Annotated in this window: 11 protein-coding genes and 1 tRNA gene; 9 read left to right on the forward strand and 3 right to left on the reverse strand. The window is 67.8% G+C overall.

Annotated elements, in window-relative coordinates; genetic code table 11:
* The first annotated feature begins 1 nt into the window (after window position 1).
* Window positions 2-1,054, forward strand: coding sequence for an alpha-ketoacid dehydrogenase subunit beta (locus QRN63_RS05620; protein WP_285029881.1), 1,053 nt, complete (start codon window positions 2-4; stop codon window positions 1,052-1,054).
* Window positions 1,051-2,253 carry a dihydrolipoamide acetyltransferase family protein gene (locus QRN63_RS05625; protein WP_285029882.1) on the forward strand — a complete coding sequence of 401 codons (1,203 nt, stop codon included), beginning with the start codon at window positions 1,051-1,053 and terminating at the stop codon, window positions 2,251-2,253. Before QRN63_RS05620 ends, QRN63_RS05625 begins: the two co-directional genes overlap by 4 nt.
* On the opposite strand, the gene QRN63_RS05630 is transcribed toward QRN63_RS05625, so the two are convergent.
* Window positions 2,254-3,006 carry an enoyl-CoA hydratase gene (locus QRN63_RS05630; protein ID WP_267319334.1) on the reverse strand — a complete coding sequence of 251 codons (753 nt, stop codon included), beginning with the start codon at window positions 3,004-3,006 and terminating at the stop codon, window positions 2,254-2,256.
* Window positions 3,007-3,124: 118 nt separating this feature from the next.
* Between QRN63_RS05630 and QRN63_RS05635 the strand changes: the two genes are divergently transcribed.
* A complete protein-coding gene (locus QRN63_RS05635) occupies window positions 3,125-3,793 on the forward strand; it encodes an MspA family porin (RefSeq protein WP_267319333.1) in 669 nt (222 codons plus the stop codon).
* Window positions 3,794-3,820: 27 nt separating this feature from the next.
* Here QRN63_RS05635 and QRN63_RS05640 read toward each other — a convergent pair whose 3' ends face one another.
* Together QRN63_RS05640 and QRN63_RS05645 are read right to left on the reverse strand one after the other, a co-directional pair.
* Window positions 3,821-4,201, reverse strand: coding sequence for a hypothetical protein (locus tag QRN63_RS05640; protein ID WP_285029883.1), 381 nt, complete (start codon window positions 4,199-4,201; stop codon window positions 3,821-3,823).
* 942 nt (window positions 4,202-5,143) lie between these two features.
* Window positions 5,144-5,217 (reverse strand) — tRNA-Arg (locus QRN63_RS05645).
* A gap of 130 nt (window positions 5,218-5,347) precedes the next feature.
* On the opposite strand from QRN63_RS05645, the gene QRN63_RS05650 reads away from it, so the two are divergent.
* From QRN63_RS05650 to QRN63_RS05675, 6 genes are all read left to right on the forward strand, one after another.
* Window positions 5,348-6,829 carry a wax ester/triacylglycerol synthase family O-acyltransferase gene (locus QRN63_RS05650; protein WP_285029884.1) on the forward strand — a complete coding sequence of 494 codons (1,482 nt, stop codon included), beginning with the start codon at window positions 5,348-5,350 and terminating at the stop codon, window positions 6,827-6,829.
* Window positions 6,826-8,403 carry an HAD-IB family hydrolase/lysophospholipid acyltransferase family protein gene (locus QRN63_RS05655; RefSeq protein WP_267319330.1) on the forward strand — a complete coding sequence of 526 codons (1,578 nt, stop codon included), beginning with the start codon at window positions 6,826-6,828 and terminating at the stop codon, window positions 8,401-8,403. Before QRN63_RS05650 ends, QRN63_RS05655 begins: the two co-directional genes overlap by 4 nt.
* Window positions 8,400-10,757, forward strand: coding sequence for a glycerol-3-phosphate 1-O-acyltransferase (locus QRN63_RS05660; RefSeq protein WP_285029885.1), 2,358 nt, complete (start codon window positions 8,400-8,402; stop codon window positions 10,755-10,757). The genes QRN63_RS05655 and QRN63_RS05660 overlap by 4 nt, the downstream gene beginning before the upstream one ends.
* Window positions 10,758-10,919: 162 nt before the next feature.
* Entirely contained in the window at window positions 10,920-11,357 is a 438-nt protein-coding gene (locus QRN63_RS05665) for a single-stranded DNA-binding protein (protein WP_267319328.1), read from the forward strand.
* A gap of 180 nt (window positions 11,358-11,537) precedes the next feature.
* Entirely contained in the window at window positions 11,538-13,211 is a 1,674-nt protein-coding gene (gene ettA, locus QRN63_RS05670) for an energy-dependent translational throttle protein EttA (RefSeq protein ID WP_073696752.1), read from the forward strand.
* Window positions 13,212-13,265: 54 nt separating this feature from the next.
* On the forward strand, window positions 13,266-18,125 hold the full coding sequence (locus QRN63_RS05675) for an NAD-glutamate dehydrogenase (protein WP_285029886.1): 4,860 nt from the start codon (window positions 13,266-13,268) through the stop codon (window positions 18,123-18,125).
* Window position 18,126: the final 1 nt, after the last annotated feature.

Raw genomic sequence — 18,126 nt, forward strand, 5'->3', positions numbered from 1 at the left:
CATGACGCAGCTCATCGAGCGACCGCCGTGGTCCGGTGACGCGGAGCCCGACGAGCCGGAGCCCGCCGGGACAACGGCCACGGTCGCCACCGTGTCAATGGCGCAGGCCATCAACCGCGCGCTGCACGACGCCATGGCCGCCGATGACCGGGTCCTGGTGTTCGGTGAGGACGTCGCACAGCTGGGCGGGGTTTTCCGCGTCACCGACGGTCTGCACGAAACCTTCGGCGAAGCAAGGTGTTTCGACACGCCGCTGGCAGAGTCGGCGATCGTCGGGATCGCCATCGGCATGGCGGTCCGTGGCATGGTGCCGGTACCCGAAATCCAGTTCGACGGATTCGCCGCCCCGGCGTTCGACCAGATCGTCAGCCACCTCGCGAAGTACCGGATGCGTACTCATGGCGATGTCGACATGCAGGTGACCATCCGCATCCCGTCGTTCGGCGGTATCGGTGCGGTGGAGCATCATTCGGAATCGACCGAGTCGTACTGGCTGCACACCGCCGGGCTGAAAGTCGTCATCCCGTCGACGCCGTCTGACGCGTACTGGCTGCTGCGTGAGGCCATCTCGTCCCGCGACCCGGTGATCTTCCTGGAACCCAAGCGCCGGTACTGGACCAAGGGCGAGCTGGACACCAGCGTGCCGGCGTTGCCGATCGGGCGGGCCGCGGTGCGGCGGACCGGGCGCGACGTCACGGTCATCACGTACGGCTCGCTCGTCGACACCGCCTTGGCGGCAGCGGATCTCGCGGACGGCCACGACCTGGAGGTCATCGACCTGCGGTCGCTGAACCCGCTCGACTTCGACACCATCGCGGCGTCGATCCGCAAGACCGGACGGACGGTGGTCATGCACGAGGGGCCGCGCACCCTGGGGTTCGGCGCCGAACTGGCCGCCCGGATCTCCGAAGAACTCTTCTATGACCTGGAGGCACCCGTGTTGCGCGCCACCGGCTTTGACACCCCCTATCCGCCTGCCCGGCTGGAGAAACTGTGGCTGCCCGGCGTCGACCGGCTGCTGGACTGCGTGCACAAGGCGATGAGCCAGCCATGACCGCGACACGGGACTTTCTGGTCCCTGACTTGGGCGAGGGACTGGAAGACGCGACCATCACGTCCTGGGCGGTGGCAGTGGGGGACACCGTCGACCTCAATCAGGTGCTGTGCACCGTCGAGACCAACAAGGCTGCTGTGGAGATACCCAGCCCGTATTCCGGGGTAGTGGCCGAACTCGGTGGGGCAGAAGGGCAGACGCTCGCGGTGGGCGCCGTGCTGGTCCGCATCGCCACCGACGAGCCGGCGGCTGAGGCCGCCCCTGCACCGAAATCCGAGGCGCCGAAATCCGAAGAGCCGAAAGCCCAGTCTCCGGGCCGCAAACCCGTGCTGGTGGGGTACGGCGCGGACGCCGACCTCGACACCACCCGCCGCCGGCCCCGAGCCAAACCGCGGGTGCGCAAGCTGGCGGCAGACCTGCACGTGGACTTGTCCGGGGTGGTGCCGTCGGGCCCGAACGATATCGTCACACGCCAGGATGTGCTGGCTTCGGCGCACCAGACCGCCGATGCCGACCTGGTTCCCGTCAGCGGAGTTCAGGCCGAGATGGCGCGCCGGATGTCGGTGTCACGCAGGGAGATACCGGACGCGCACGCGTCGGTTCAGGTGGACTGCGCCGAGTTGCTCCGGGTACGCGACACCCTGGCCGGGGCCGATGCCACCGTCACACCGTTCGTGTTGACGCTGCGGCTGCTGACCATCGCGCTGCGGCACCACCGCGAGTTCAACGCCACCTGGGTGCCGACCGATGACGGCGCGAGCGTGCATCTCCACGAATCGGTGCACCTCGGCATCGGCGTCGCGACGTCGCGCGGCCTGCTGGTGCCGGTGGTCCGCGATGCCGGGCGCCTCTCCACGCGGGAACTGGCCTGGGCGGTGGAAGGGCTGATCCGCTCCGCGCGCGACGGCACGCTGAAACCCGTTGAACTGCATGGCTCGACGTTCACGGTGTCGAACTTCGGGGCGCTGGGCCTGGACGAAGGCGTCCCCGTCATCAACTATCCGGAGGCGGCGATCCTCGGGATGGGCACGCTCAAACCCCGTGCCGTCGTGCGCGACGGCGAGGTCGTGGCGCGACCGACCATGACACTCACGTGCGCCTTCGACCATCGCATCGCCGACGGAGCCGGGGCGGCCGCGTTCCTCGGCGAACTGCGGGCCCTCATCGAAGCGCCCGAACTGGCGCTCCTCGACGCCTGATCACCGCTGCTTGGCAGCAGCCAATCGGGCGGCGAATTCCGGTGACTCGATCGAGGCCGCCTGCGGGACGATCTCGATGTCGACCGCCTTCGCGTGCTGCTCGTAGTCCAGTACGCCTGGGTGGTCCGTCGCGCGCATCGATGCCTTGGTCGCCAACACCACGTCGCGTGGCGCCGCGGCCGGACCAGCGGCCAGCGTCAGTGCCGCGGCGACGGGGTCGTCGGCGACCTCGAGTGCCAGGCCGTGCCGCACGGCGGCGTCGGCGTCGAACTTCATGCCGAACAACAGTGCCGCCCGCGCGGCCTGCGGACCGATGGCTCGCTGCAGCATCCAGGTGGCGCCGCCGCCCGGATGGATCCCGAGCTTCTGGAATCGCGGGTCGAAGATCGCCCCGGGCCCCGCGATCCGGACATCGGCGGCGAGCGCGAGATTGAGGCCCGCCCCGACGGCCGGGCCGTTCACCGCGGCGATCGTGGGCAGCGTGCAGTCGGCCACCGCGAGGAATCCGTCGTAGATCACCCGCAGACCGTTCACGGTGGCAGCGCCCAACGCGGTCAGGTCGGCGCCGGCGCAGAACGCCTTACCGGCGCCCGTCACGACGACGGCGTGCACGCCGTGATCGGCCTCGGCAGCGTTGATCGCGGCCCGCAGGCCGGCTGACATCTCCGCGGTCACCGCGTTGCGGCGGTCGGGATCATTGACCGTGATGAGTGCGACGCGGTCGATGACCTGCGTCAGTACGAGATCGGACACCACCCCAGCCTATGGCCTGTGTTTTGACTCACGTGAGTCAAAACCTTCCCTTGTGCGCCCATCTGCGACATAACTGTGCGATTGCTGTGGAGTTGGTGACGAAGGGTGCCCGAAGTTCATGTTGACGCGTTTTGCTGTGGTTGCTGCTGTGGGCATGTTGCTCCCGTTCGGGGCAGCGACCGCTGCGTTCGCCGACCCCGCGCCGGTCGGCGATGCGGGTCCGCCGGTGGATACCGGCGTCGTGGCCTCCGACGAACCGGCCACTGTCACCTCGCCGGACGGCTGGACGTTGACCGTGGCGGCCAAGGATGAGACCGAGCTGCCCATCGCGCCGCTGACCACCGCCGTGAGCTCGCGCGAATACCTGGTGGGCGGCACGTTCACGGGCACGGTGACCGGTAAGGGCAAAGGCACCCTGACCGGTGGCACGCTGGAGGCCGGCTATCAGATCGGGTGCGGTATCGAGCTGGGGCAGATCCGTCTGGTGGGGTCGGTGGGTGCCTCGACCGCCAACGCGAACCTCTTCACCGGCGCCATCCCGACCGGCGTGACGTTCCCGCTCGTCGGCAGCATCGAGGTCCACCCGAAGCCGGGCACGGTGACCCAGGTTCCGGTGGACAAGAAGTCCTTCAAGGCGGCGCCGGCGCGCATCACCCTCAAGGACGTCCACATCAAGGTCGACGGCTGCCTCGGACAGTCGTTCCTGCGCTCGTACGCGACGCTCACGAGCTCCACCGCCGACACCGACGACATCGTCGCCTACTACGGCATCACGAAGACCGTCTGACCCGGACCCGGCAGCAGTGGACGGCCGTCAGTCGTCGTCTTCGTCCTCGTCGTCGTCCGAGAAGGCGAGCTCGTCGAGGGACAGCGGATCGTCGCTCTTGGGGTCGACACAGTACTGCTGCCAGTAGGACGCGCTGAAGAAGATCGTGTCCGACGCGTCGCCGTTCGACCCTTCGGCATCGGCGCCGACCTGGACCCACAGCAGGCCGTTGTCCTTGACCCCATAAGACAGCGCGTTCTCGTAGATGATGCCGCTGTCGACCGTCTTGATGTGCACGTTGTGGACCATGTCGGCGAGCGTGCCAGGGCTGCTTGGCTGTTCGGTGAAATCCAGGCAGCGCGTTGGCAGCCGGCCGGGGGCGGCGGCGTGCTTCCTGCGACGTCGAAGCTGCGGTGCCGGTTCTGACATTGTCTGAGCGTTTCGTCGCGCCGAGCCTGATTCAGCGGGCACAATGCGCGGGTCCAGAGGAAGGGGACCATGAGCACCGACGCAGATTCGCCGGCATTGCGGCAGCGCGTCGAAGACCGGTACCGGCAGTTGGCGGAGATGCGCCGCCTGCGGCCCATTGTTGCGGTCGTGAACCGGTTCAACGAGATCGACGGCGGCACGCTGGGGACGGTCGTGTCGGTCCAGCTGTTCACGACCGTGATCCCGCTCGCGATCATCGGCTTCAGCTATCTCACCGGGTTCGCGGACAACGCCAGCCCCGGCGTCGTGGTGAGCCGGCAGCTCGGGCTCGTGTCACCGCTGACCGATCACGTGCGGGCGGCGTTCGGCCGGGCGTCGGGCCTACGGTCCACGTGGACGTTCTTCGGCGTCGCCGGGTTCCTGGCGTGGGGTATCCCGATGTCGATGACCATCGCCGGCATCTTTGCCAAGGCCTGGCGCCGGAAGCCCTTCGGTTGGGGCGGCAAGCTGTGGCGCGGTGCCACGTGGTTCGCGCTCTACCTGTTCATGATCGGCTTGCGGGAACGCATCGCTTTCGGCGCCGAACATCACGGCTGGTCGCAGCTTCTCCTATTCGTGGTGTCGCTGATCCCGGTGTGGGTCTTCTGGACCCTCACTCCGGGGCTACTGGTGCGCGGCGGAACCCGGGGCCGGGCCGGACTGGTACTCGCGGGCCTGGCGGGCGTGGTCATCGAGGGGACCATTCTGCCGCTGGCCGCCCGCCTGGTGTTCCCGCCGCTGTTGCGCGGGTGGGACGAATTCGGGCCCATCGGCGTGGCGATGGCGGTGCTCACCTGGTGCGGCATCAGTGGAATCGGCTGGGTCGTGACGGCCTGCGTGGGTGCGGTGCTGTGGGAGCGGACGACGCCGTCGGAGACGGTCATCGACGCCGAGACCGATGAGCGCCCCCGGCAGGAATCGAACCTGCGACCTAGAGATTAGAAGGCTCTTGCTCTATCCAACTGAGCTACGGAGGCAACGCGCAGGAAGTCTATCCCGACGCTTCTGGACCGTGGCCATGGCAACAGCGGTATTGCCCGCGCCGTTCCCGGCGGCGGACTAGCGTTAGGGTCCAGCGCTGGGCAACGACGGAGGAGAGCGACAGCCATGAGCGACGTGCCGGATTTTGACACGGCCGGGTTGCCCGAAGAGTTGAGTGCGGTTGATCAGTTGATGCATCGCGGGGAGGCCAACCCCCGCACCCGGTCCGGCATCATGGGTGTCGAACTGCTGGACGTCACCCCGGACTGGGAGCGGTACCGCGCGGGATTCGAGCAGGCTTCCCGCAAGGCCATCCGCCTGCGGCAGAAGGTCGTGATGCCGAGCCTGCCGACGGCGGCGGCGCGCTGGGTGGTCGATCCCGATTTCAATCTCGATTTTCACGTGCGCCGGGTGCGCGCCCCCGGCGCGGGCACGCTGCGTGAGGTCTTCGATTTCGCCGAGCTGGCGCTGCAGTCGCCGCTCGACATCTCCCGTCCGCTGTGGACGGCCACGCTGGTCGAAGGGCTGCCGGGTGGTGGCGCCGCCAACATCGTGCACATGAGCCACGCCGTCACCGACGGTGTGGGCAGCATGGAGATGTTCGCGAACCTCTACGACCTCGAGCGGGATCCCGCGCCGCGGCCGTCGGCGCCGCTGCCGATCCCCGAAGATCTGTCGCCGAACGACCTTGCGCGCCAAGGCATCAACGCGCTGCCGAAGGGCATAGCCAACAACGTCCTCGATGCCACGCGCGGCGCGGCGGGTCTGCTCGGGCGGATGATGCGGGATCCTGCCGACGCGGTCGGCGGGGTGGTCGACTACGTCCGGTCGAGCCGGCGGGTGATGACGCCCGCGGCGCCGCCGTCGCCGGTGTTGCGCCGGCGTGGTCTGGCGTCGCGCAGTGAGGCGATCGACATCAAGTTCAGCGATTTGCACAAGGCCTCCAAGGCCGCCGAGGGCTCCATCAACGATGCCTACCTCGCCGCGCTGTGCGGCGCGCTGCGCCTCTACCACGAGGCCAAGGGCATCCCGGTGGCGTCGCTGCCGATGGCGGTGCCGGTGAATGTGCGCTCCGACTCGGACCCGGCGGGTGGCAACAGATTCGCCGGGGTCAACATCGCCGCGCCCATCGGCGTCGTCGACCCGCGCAAGCGCATCCAGAAGGTGCGCGCCCAGATGACCCGCAAGCGCGAGGAGCGCGCCATCGAGGTGGTCGGTGTCGTCGCGCCGCTGCTGAACCTGGTGCCCGACCCCCTGCTGGAGTCCATGGCCGGCTCGGTGGTCAATTCCGATGTGCAGGCCAGCAACGTGCCCGGCCCGCCGGTCGACACCTACATCGCCGGCGCAAAGGTGGTGCGGCACTACGGAATCGGGCCGCTACCCGGGGTCGCGATGATGGCGGTGCTCATCTCCCGCAGCGGCTGGGTCACCGTCAGCACCCGCTACGACCGGGCTTCGATCAACGATTCGGAGCTGTGGGCCCGCTGCCTGCTCGACGGATTCAACGAGGTGCTGGCCCTGGGTGGGGACGGCCGGGCCATTCCGGCGTCGTTCGAGTTGTCGGACGAACAGGTCGAGTCGGCAGTGAACGGGGGTGCCGCACAATGAGTTCGGACGACGACTACGCGGGCGAGTTCCGGAACGCCCGGTTGCCGGGCTCGGTGGCGGAGATTCTGGCCAGCCCCGAGGGGCCGGAGGTCGGTGCGTTCTTCGACATGGACGGCACCCTGGTGGCCGGGTTCACCGGCGTGATCATGACGCAGGACCGGTTGCGCCGGCGCCAGATGGGCGTCGGCGAATTCATCGGCATGGTGCAGGCCGCGGTGAACCACCAGCTGGGGCGCGCCGAGTTCGAGGATCTGATCGGCCGGGGCGCGCGGATGCTGAACGGCAATTCGCTGAGTGACCTCGACGAGCTCGGCGAGCGGCTGTTCATCCAGCACATCAAGAAGCGAATTTATCCCGAGATGCGCGAGCTCGTCCGCGCGCACCAGGCGCGCGGCCACACCGTCGTCCTGAGTTCGTCGGCGCTGACGGTCCAGGTGGAACCGGTGGCGAACTTCCTCGGCATCAAGAACGTGCTGTGCAACAAGTTCGAGACGGACGAGGACGGACTCATCACCGGTGAGGTGGTCAGGCCGGTGCTGTGGGGACCCGGAAAGGCCAACGCCGCACAGCATTTCGCGGCAAACAACGGTGTCGACCTGGCGCAGAGCTACTTCTACGCCGACGGTGACGAAGACGTCGCCCTGATGTACCTGGTCGGCAATCCGCGGCCCACCAACCCGGCCGCCAAACTGGAATCGGTTGCCGCCAAACGTGGTTGGCCGGTGCTGAAGTTCTCCAGCCGCAGCGGCAGCAGCCCCATCGCGCAGCTACGGACCGTCGCCGGCATCGCGTCGCTGGCGCCGGTCGCTGCCGGTGCCCTCGGGCTCGGTCTGCTGACCGGCAGCCGGCGCACGGGCGTCAACTTCTTCACGTCGGCGTGGAGCAAGGCGTTGATGGCGACCCTCGGCATCGACCTGAACGTGCTCGGCGCGGAAAACCTGCGGGCGCAACGGCCCGCGGTGTTCATCTTCAACCACCGCAACCAGGCCGACCCGATGATCGCCGGCGCACTGGTGAGCGACAACTTCACCTCGGTGGGCAAGAAGGAACTCGAGAGCAACCCGATCATGGGCACCATCGGCAAGGTGATGGACGCCGCGTTCATCGACCGCGATGATCCCGCCTCGGCCATCGAGAGCCTCCACAAGATGGAAGAGCTTGCTCGTAAAGGTCTTTCGATCCTGATCGCACCCGAGGGCACCCGCCTGGACACCACCGAGGTCGGCGAGTTCAAGAAGGGGCCGTTCCGGATGGCCATGGCCGCCGGTATCCCCGTCGTGCCGATCGTGATCCGCAACGCGGAGGTGATCGCCGCGCGTGATTCGTCGACCTTCCACGCGGGCAAGGTCGACGTGGTCGTGTATCCGCCGATCTCGGTCGAGGACTGGACGCTCGACGACCTGTCGGAGCGCATCGCGGAGGTGCGGCAGCTCTATCTCGACACCCTCCGAAAGTGGCCCCACGACAAGGTGCCCGACAATCCGCTGTACCACCGGGTGGCGGCGCCGGCCGAACCCGGGGACTCGCCCGACGACAGCGGCGATGAACCGCGCAGCGCCAAGGGCCGACGGTGAAGCACACCGCTGACGACCTCGCCAGCTTCGACCCGACGGACGACGCCCTGGTGCTCACCGCGGTCGGCTCCGCCGCCGAGTGGGACCTGCTCAACGACTGGCTGGCGCACCAACGCAAGCAGCACCCGGATACCCGCCTCGAGGTGCTCCGGTTGCCGACCGAGGGTGAGCCGTCGCCCGGCACGCTGGCCCGCCTGGTGGAACTGCTCGGTGCCGACGAAGGCCGGTCGGTGGTGCCCGTCCGCGTGTTCTGGGTGCCCGCCGGGCTGCCGACGCGCTCCAAGATCGTCTCGCTGATCTCGGGCCGCGACCGGTACCGGCCACCGGAGCTGCTGCAGCGCCGCATCCTGCGCAAGGACCCCCTGCGGGCCCGGGTCGTGGCCGGTGAGCCCGCCACGGTGGGGCAGCTGCGGCAGCAGTGGAAAGACACCACGACCGCCGAAAACCCGAGGGAATTCGCCCGATTCGTGCTGCGCCGGGCGCAACTCGCCATCGAGCGGGTGGAGCTGCGGCTGCTCGGGCCCGAATACAAGTCACCCCGGCTGGTCAAGCCCGAGGTGCTGGCGTCGGCCAGGTTCCGGGAAGGCCTGGAGAAAATCCCCGGCGCCACGGTCGAGAAGGCCGGCGAGATGCTCGACGAGCTGTCGACGGGCTGGAGCCGGTTCTCCGTCGACTTCATCCCCAAGATCGGGCGTGCCATCTTCAGCCGGGGTTTCGATCCCAACGTGGACTACGACCGTGACCAGGTCGAGGCCATGCGGCATGCGCTGGAGCTGCACCCCGCCGTGCTGCTGTTCTCGCACCGGTCGTATCTCGACGGCGTGATCGTGCCGGTGGCGATGCAGGAGAACCGCCTGCCGCCGGTGCACACCTTCGCCGGGATCAACCTGGCGTTCGGTCTGATGGGGCCGATCTTCCGGCACTCCGGCGTCATCTTCATCCGGCGCAACATCGCCGGCGACCCGTTGTACAAGTACGTCCTCAAGGAGTACGTCGGGTACATCGTGGAGAAGCGCTTCAATCTCAACTGGTCCATCGAGGGCACCCGCTCCCGGACCGGAAAGATGTTGCCGCCCAAGCTCGGCCTGCTGGCGTACGTCGCCGATGCCTACCTCGACGGCCGCAGCGAGGACATCCTGCTGCAGCCCGTCTCCATCAGTTTCGACCAGTTGCACGAGACCGCCGAGTACGCCGCGTACGCCCGCGGCGGTGAGAAGACCCCCGAAGGCCTGAGCTGGCTGTACCACTACATCAAGGCGCAGGGCGACCGGAACTTCGGCAAGATCTATGTGCGGTTCCCCAAAGCGGTCTCGATGCGCGAACAGCTGGGGCCGCCCGACGGTCCGGCGGCCACCGATCCTGCGCTCAAACGCCTTGCGTTGCAGAAGATGGCGTTCGAGGTGGCGTGGCGCATCCTGCGGGCCACGCCGATCAACGCGAACGGCCTGGTGTCGGCGCTCCTGCTGACCACCCGGGGCCTGGCGCTGACACTGGACCAGTTGCACCACACCCTGCAGGATGCGCTGGATTACCTTGAGCGCAAACAGATTCCGATGACCAATTCGGCGCTGCGGTTGCGTACCCCCGAAGGGGTCCGGGCCGCGCTCGACGCGATGTCCGGCGGTCATCCGATCACCGCCGTCGACACCGGCCGCCAGCCGGTCTGGTACATCGCTCCGGAGGACGAGCACGAGGCGGCGTTCTACCGCAACACGACCATCGACGCGTTCCTGGAAACCGCCATCGTCGAGCTGGCCATGGCCCACGCGGCCAAGGCGGAATCCGATCCGGTGGAGGCCTTCTGGACGCAGGTGATGCGGCTGCGCGACCTGCTCAAGTTCGAGTTCTACTTCGCCGACTCGGCGTCGTTCCGCGCGCACATCCTGGAGGAGATGTCGTGGCAGGCCAACTGCGAGCAGCAGTTGGCCGAAGGCGGCGAGGCCATCTACGCGATGCTGCGGGCCAAGCGGCCGATCATCGCCGGCGCGATGCTGCGGCCGTTCCTGGAGGCCTACGAACTGGTCGCCGACGTGCTGCGGGGCACGCCGCCCGACATCAGTGAGAAGGACCTGACCAAGCGGGCTCTCGGAATCGGCCGGCAGTACGTCGCGCAGGGCCGGATCCGCAGCAACGAGTCGGTGTCGGCGCTGCTGTTCACCACGGCGCGCCAGGTGGTCGCGGACCAGAAGCTCCTCGAAGCGGCCCCCGATCTGGAGGAGCGGCGCACCGCCTTCCTCGCCGAGCTGCGGGCGATCCTGGCGGACTTGGCGACCGTCGACTCGATCGGCTGGATCAAGTTCGATCTGCGGGAGTTGCAGCGACGTAAGGCCAAGAAGGCCATCGAGGCCGAGTAGCTCGGGCCGGGCACGCGAGCCCGGGTTATCCACAGTTCGCGATTCATCCACAACCGGCGCCGCCCTGGGGGCGGCGCCGGTTCTTTTGTCGGTGCCTGACGGGTCAATGGACGCGAGAGGCCGACGAGAACGCCGGCAACAGCGAAATGGATGGAGAAGCACATGTTCGAGACACCGTTCACCGTGGTCGGCAACGTGATCACCGACGTGGTGGCACGTCGGGCCGGGGAGAGCAACCTCGCCACGTTCCGGATGGCGAGCAACTCACGGAAGAAGACCGACGACGGCTGGGAGCCGGGCAACTCGCTGTACGTCACCGTCAACTGCTGGGGCCGGGTGGCCGACGGGGTGGCGGGCCGGTTGTTCAAGGGCGATCCGGTGGTGGTCGTCGGCCACATCTTCACCAACGAGTATCTGGACAAGGAAGGCAACCGCCGGTCATCGATGGAGGTGAGGGCGACGTCCGTCGGTCCGGACATGGCGCGCTGCCAGGTCAAGATCGATCCCCGCCGGCCGAGCCCGGTAGAACTGGAGCAGCCCCAGGCGGCCCCGGAGTCGACCGATACCGAGAACTCCGACGATCTGGTGCTGTCGGCGTAGGGATATGTCGGGGCGCCACCCGCGGCCCATCGCGGGGCGCCCCGACCGCGCCACCGCGCGATTTGGTGGCTTGCCTAGGATGGTCAGCGAGTTTTCGCGGAGCCGCGCCCGATCCAGTGAGCCGGGGCTCGCGCTACGAGAACGCTACGACGAACAGCCAACGAAAGGCATGACCACGGCATGGCCGAATTCATCTACACGATGCGCAAGGTCCGTAAGGCGCACGGCGACAAGGTCATCCTCGACGACGTCACCCTGAACTTCCTGCCCGGCGCGAAGATCGGTGTCGTCGGCCCCAACGGCGCCGGTAAGTCCAGCGTCCTGAAGATCATGGCCGGCATCGACAAGGCCAACAACGGCGACGCCTTCCTGGCACCCGGGGCCAGCGTCGGCATCCTGATGCAGGAGCCCGAACTCGACGAGACCAAGACCGTCCGCGAGAACGTCGAGGCCGGCGTGGCCGTCAAGGCCAAGCTCAACCGGTACAACGAGGTCGCCGAGCTGATGGCCACCGACTACACCGACGAGCTCATGGAAGAGATGGGCAAGCTCCAGGAGGAACTCGACGCCGCCGACGCCTGGGATATCGACTCCCAGCTGGAACAGGCCATGGACGCCCTGCGCTGCCCGCCGCCGGACGAGCCCGTCACCCACCTCTCCGGTGGTGAGCGCCGCCGTGTCGCACTCTGCAAGCTGCTGCTGAGCAAGCCCGACCTGCTGCTGCTCGACGAGCCCACCAACCACCTGGACGCCGAGAGCGTGAACTGGCTCGAACAGCACCTCGCCGACTACAAGGGCGCGATCCTGGCCGTCACCCACGACCGGTACTTCCTGGACAACGTCGCCGAGTGGATCCTCGAGCTCGACCGCGGCCGCGCCTACCCGTACGAGGGCAACTACTCCACGTACCTGGAGAAGAAGGCCGAGCGTCTCGAGGTGCAGGGCAAGAAGGACCAGAAGCTGCAGAAGCGGCTCAAGGACGAGCTGGCCTGGGTGCGTTCGGGCGCCAAGGCCCGTCAGGCCAAGAACAAGGCGCGCCTCGGACGCTACGAGGAGATGGTCGCGGAGGCCGAGAAGACCCGGAAGCTCGACTTCGAGGAAATCCAGATTCCGACGCCGCCGCGGCTGGGCAATGTCGTGGTGGAGGTCGACAACCTGAAGAAGGGGTTCGACGATCGGGTCCTGATCGAGAACCTGTCCTTCACCCTGCCGCGTAACGGCATCGTGGGCGTCATCGGCCCGAACGGTGTCGGTAAGTCCACGCTCTTCAAGACCATCGTGGGCCTGGAGCAGCCGGACGGCGGCACGGTGAAGGTCGGTGAGACGGTCAAGCTGTCGTATGTCGACCAGAGCCGCGCGGGCATCGACCCGAAGAAGACGGTCTGGGAGGTCGTCTCCGACAAGCTCGACTACATCGAGGTCGGCCAGAACGAAATCCCGTCGCGGGCCTACGTGTCGGCGTTCGGCTTCAAGGGACCCGATCAGCAGAAGCCGGCCGGCGTGCTCTCCGGTGGTGAGCGCAACCGGCTGAACCTGGCGCTGACCCTCAAAGAGGGCGGCAACCTGATCCTGCTCGACGAGCCGACCAACGACCTGGACGTGGAAACCCTGTCTTCGCTGGAGAACGCGCTCGAGCAGTTCCCCGGTTGCGCCGTGGTCATCAGCCACGACCGCTGGTTCCTGGACCGCACCTGCACCCACATCCTCGCGTGGGAAGGTGACGACGAGGACGAGGCGAAATGGTTCTGGTTCGAAGGCAACTTCGGTGCCTATGAAGAGAACAAAGTGGAACGACTTGGAATCGAAGCGGCGCGTCCGCACAGAGTGACCCACCGCAAGCTGACTCGCGACTAACGTCGCACGTACGTGCCGATTGGGCACGACAGCGCGACGTCAGGAGCAAGTCGGATGACGGAAAATCGGGGCGGACTCAGCGGCACGACGCGGTCCGCCGGTGCGGACGGCAATGCTGGTCTCGCACGGGCATACCTGCAGACCTACCGCGGCCCGAACGATGGTTCGCCGGCCGACGGTGGGGTCACCGCCCCGATCGATGTCGCGATGGCGACCCGGGTGTCCCCGGCGTTGCTGGCCGCCCACTACCGCCTCGGTCATCGCCGGTCGACGGGGGAGACGCTGGTCGCGATCTACCCCGCCGACGATCCCGGCCGCTTCGGCCCGGCGCTGCAGATCGTGACCGATCACAGCGCGCTGCTGATGGACTCGGTGATGGTGCTGCTGCACCGCATCGGTGTCGCGTACACCGCGATCATGAGTCCCGAGTTCCGGGTGCGGCGGGATGCGGCGGGCGAGGTTCTCGCGATGGGTCCGGCGGGTGACCCCAGTGCCCCGGCCGACGGTGTCGACGAGACCTGGATTCATGTGCAGCTGGCGACGATGGGTGACGGCAAGGCCGTCGCCGAGGCGGCCGCCGTGCTGCCGCATGCCCTGACCGACACCCGCGCGGTGGAGCTCGATACGCCCGCGATGAACGCCGCGCTCGTCGGCCTGGCCAACGCGCTCGACGCCGACCACAACGGCCGGTTCCCCGGCTATGACCGGCGCGACGTCGCGGCCCTGCTGCGCTGGCTGGCCGACGGGCACTTCGTCCTGCTGGGTTACCAGCAGTGCACCGTGGCGAACGGGCAGGCCCAGGTGGACCCGGCGACCCGGCTCGGCGTGGCCAAGCTGCGCACCGACGTGCTGCCACCGCTCGCGGGCGACGACGAACTGCTGGCGGTCGCCCAGGCGACCATGCCGAGTTACCTGCGCTACGGCGCCTACCCGTACATCGTGGTGGTCCGCGAGAGCGCGGGACCGAACGGGCCGGCCCGTGAGCACCGGTTCATCGGTCAGTTCACGGTGACCGCGGGCAACGCCAATGTGCTTGAGATTCCCCTGATCTCGCGGCGGGTCAACGAGGCGCTGGCGCTGTCCCAAGGCGATCCGAGCCGGCCCGGCCAGCTGATGCTGGACATCATCCAGACCGTGCCGCGGTCGGAGCTGTTCTCCCTCACCGCGCGCGACCTCGTCGCGATGGGCAAGTCCGTCATCGACCTGGGTTCGCGGCGGCGTGCGCTGCTCTTCCTGCGCGCCGACAAGCTGGCCCACTTCGTCTCGTGCCTGGTGTACCTGCCGCGCGACCGGTACACCACCGACGTGCGGCTGGCCATGCAGGACATCCTGGTGCGCGAACTCGGTGGCGAGAGCATCGAATACACCGCCCGGGTCAGTGAATCACCCTGGGCCGTCGTGCATTTCACTGTCCGCTTGGGCGAGAACGCCAGCCCCGCGACCATCGACACCTCGGCCGCCAACGAAACCCGTATCCAGGGTCTGCTGACCGAGGCTTCCCGCACCTGGGGCGACCGGCTGATCGGTGCTGTCACGCCGGGCACCATCACGCGCGCCGAGGCCGAGCACTACGCGGTGGCGTTCCCCGAGGTGTACAAGCAGGCGTTCACGCCGACCGGTGCCATCGAGGGCATCAGCATCATCGATCAGCTGCAGGACGACAGCGTCAAACTGGTGCTGGACTATCCCGACGCCGGGCCCGACGACGACGGCACCGCGCAACTCACGTGGTATCTGGCCGGCCGGTCGGCCTCGCTGAGCGAGCTGCTGCCGATGCTGCAGTCCATGGGCGTGGTGGTGTTGGAGGAGCAGCCGTTCAACGTCGTGCGCGCCGACGGCATCCCGGTGTGGATCTACCAGTTCAAGATTTCCCGGCATCACTCCACCGTCGACGCCCCGGAAGCTGAGCGCGAGATCATCGCCACCCGGTTCGCCGACGCCGTCACCGCCATCTGGCAGGGCAAGGTGGAGATCGACCGGTTCAACGAGCTGGTGCTGGGTGCGGGACTCACCTGGCAGCAGGTGACGATCCTGCGGGCTTACGCGAAGTACCTGCGGCAGGCCGGTTTTCCGTACAGCCAGTCGCACATCGAGACGGTGCTGCGGGACAACCCGGGCACCGCGAAGTCGCTCGTCGAACTTTTCGAGGCGGTGTTCGACCCGACCGGCGGCGATGCGGCCGATCGTGCCCAAACAGCCGCGGCCGCCGTCGCGGCGGATATCGACGCCCTCGTGAGCCTGGACACCGACCGCGTGCTGCGGGCTTTCGCGTCGCTGGTGCAGGCCACCCTGCGCACGAACTACTACGTCACCGCAGAGGGCTCGGCGCGGCAGCGAAACGCGTTGTCGTTCAAGCTCAATCCGCAGCTCATCGACGAATTGCCGTTGCCCAGGCCCAAATACGAGATCTTCGTGTACTCGCCGCGGGTCGAAGGCGTGCACCTGCGGTTCGGCAACGTGGCCCGCGGTGGCCTGCGCTGGTCGGACCGGCGCGAAGACTTCCGCACCGAAATCCTCGGCCTGGTCAAGGCGCAGGCGGTGAAGAACGCCGTCATCGTCCCCGTCGGCGCCAAGGGCGGCTTCGTGCTGAAGTCGCCGCCCGCGCCCACCGGCGACGCGGCCGCTGATCGCGATGCCCTGCGCAGCGAGGGCGTCGCCTGCTACCGGCTGTTCATCGCCGGCCTGCTCGACGTCACCGACAACGTCGAGACGGCCACCGGCGCCATCGTCCCGCCGGCGCAGGTGGTGCGCCGCGACGGCGACGACGCCTACCTGGTGGTCGCCGCCGACAAGGGCACCGCGACGTTCTCCGACATCGCCAACGACGTCGCCAAGTCGTACGGCTTCTGGCTCGGCGATGCGTTCGCCTCCGGTGGGTCGGTGGGCTACGACCACAAGGCGATGGGCATCACCGCCAAGGGCGCCTGGGAGTCGGTCAAGCGGCACTTCCGCGAGATGGGGCATGACACCCAGACCCAGGACTTCACCGTCGTCGGCGTCGGGGACATGAGCGGTGACGTGTTCGGCAACGGCATGTTGCTGTCCAAGCACATTCGCCTCGTGGCGGCCTTCGACCATCGGCACATCTTCCTGGACCCGAACCCCGACGCGGCAAGGTCGTGGATCGAACGCGACCGCATGTTCAAGCTGCCGCGGTCGAGTTGGGACGACTACGACAAATCGCTCATCAGCGAGGGCGGCGGCGTCTACAGCCGCGACCAGAAGTCGATCCCGATCAGCCCGCAGGTGCGCGCGGCTCTGGGCCTGGGCGCCGACGTCACCGAGCTCACGCCGCCGGCGCTGATGAAATCGATCCTGCTGGCGCCCGTCGACCTGTTCTGGAACGGCGGCATCGGCACCTACATCAAGGCCGAGACCGAATCGGACGCCGACGTCGGCGACCGCGCCAACGACGCCATCCGGGTCAACGGAAATCAGGTGCGTGTCAAGGTGGTCGGCGAGGGCGGCAACCTCGGCGTGACGCAGCGCGGCCGCATCGAATTCGATCTGGCGGGCGGCCACATCAACACCGACGCAATGGACAACTCGGCGGGTGTGGACTGCTCCGACCACGAGGTGAACATCAAGATTCTCGTCGATGCCCTGGTGACCTCGGGCAAGGTCGCGGCCGCCGAGCGCGCCGACCTGCTGATGTCGATGACCGATGAGGTCGGCCGTCTGGTGCTCGCCGACAACATGTCGCAGAACGACCTGATGGGCACCAGCCGCGCCAACGCCGCCAGCCTGCTGCCGGTGCACGCCGCCCAGATTCGCGACCTGTCGAAAGAACGTGGGCTCAACCGCGAGCTGGAGGCGCTGCCGTCGGACAAGGAGATCCGTCGGCGGATGGAGGCGGGGCTGGGGCTGACGTCCCCGGAGCTGGCCACGCTGATGGCGCACGTGAAGCTCGCGCTCAAGGAAGACGTGCTGGCCAGTGAACTGCCCGACCAGGAGGTGTTCGCGGGCCGGCTGCCGGACTACTTCCCGGAGGAGTTGCGGGACCGGTTCACGGCGGACATCCGGTCGCACCAGCTGCGCCGGGAGATCATCACCACGATGCTGGTGAACGACCTCGTCGACACCGCCGGCATCACCTACGCCTACCGCGTCGCCGAAGATGTCGGTGTGGGGCCCGTCGATGCGGTCCGCAGCTACGTCGCGGTGGACAAGATTTTCCGGGTCGGCGAGGTGTGGCGGAACATCCGGGCGGCCGGCGAGGCCGGTGTCCCGGTGGAAGTCACCGACCGCATGACGCTGGATCTGCGTCGCCTGATCGACCGGGCCGGGCGCTGGCTGCTGAACTACCGGCCCCAGCCGCTCGCCGTCGGCGCCGAGGCCAACCGGTTCGCGGCGAAGGTGGCCGAGCTCACCCCGCAGATGAAGCAGTGGCTGCGTGGCGACGACAAGGCCATCGCCGAGACCGATGCGGCACAGTTCGTGGCCGCGGGCGTCTCGAAGGAGCTGGCCTACATGGTGGCCACCGGGCTGTATCAGTACAGCCTGCTGGACGTCATCGACATTGCCGACATCGCCGAGCGCGAACCCGCCGAGGTGGCCGACACGTACTTCGCGCTGACGGACAACCTGGGCATCGACAACCTGCTCACCGCGGTATCCGAACTCACCCGCAATGACCGCTGGCATTCGTTGGCGCGCTTGGCGATTCGTGACGACATCTACGGGTCGATCCGGTCGCTGTGCGTCGACGTGATGGCGGTCGGGGAGGTCGACGAAACCGGTGAGCAGAAGATTCACGAGTGGGCGTCGACCAACAGTTCGCGGGTGATGCGCGCCCGCCGGACGCTGACCGAGATCCTGGGTGACGAGGTGCGTGACCTGGCGACCCTGTCGGTGGCCGCGCGGCAACTGCGGAGCATGACCACGAGAACGACGGGCACGGGCAATCAGGGATGAT

The sequence above is a fragment of the Mycolicibacterium sp. lyk4-40-TYG-92 genome (assembly GCF_030209435.1).
Classification (GTDB): Bacteria; Actinomycetota; Actinomycetes; order Mycobacteriales; family Mycobacteriaceae; genus Mycobacterium.

What these genes read in the sequence shown, in the direction of transcription:
- QRN63_RS05650 (WP_285029884.1), top strand. Translation starts at nt 5,348, where the DNA reads ATGAGCGACGTGCCGGATTTTGACACGGCCGGGTTGCCCGAAGAGTTG.
- QRN63_RS05635 (WP_267319333.1), top strand. Translation starts at nt 3,125, where the DNA reads ATGTTGACGCGTTTTGCTGTGGTTGCTGCTGTGGGCATGTTGCTCCCG.
- QRN63_RS05640 (WP_285029883.1), bottom strand. Translation starts at nt 4,201, where the DNA reads ATGTCAGAACCGGCACCGCAGCTTCGACGTCGCAGGAAGCACGCCGCC.
- QRN63_RS05675 (WP_285029886.1), top strand. Translation starts at nt 13,266, where the DNA reads ATGACGGAAAATCGGGGCGGACTCAGCGGCACGACGCGGTCCGCCGGT.
- QRN63_RS05655 (WP_267319330.1), top strand. Translation starts at nt 6,826, where the DNA reads ATGAGTTCGGACGACGACTACGCGGGCGAGTTCCGGAACGCCCGGTTG.
- QRN63_RS05625 (WP_285029882.1), top strand. Translation starts at nt 1,051, where the DNA reads ATGACCGCGACACGGGACTTTCTGGTCCCTGACTTGGGCGAGGGACTG.
- QRN63_RS05665 (WP_267319328.1), top strand. Translation starts at nt 10,920, where the DNA reads ATGTTCGAGACACCGTTCACCGTGGTCGGCAACGTGATCACCGACGTG.
- QRN63_RS05620 (WP_285029881.1), top strand. Translation starts at nt 2, where the DNA reads ATGACGCAGCTCATCGAGCGACCGCCGTGGTCCGGTGACGCGGAGCCC.
- ettA (WP_073696752.1), top strand. Translation starts at nt 11,538, where the DNA reads ATGGCCGAATTCATCTACACGATGCGCAAGGTCCGTAAGGCGCACGGC.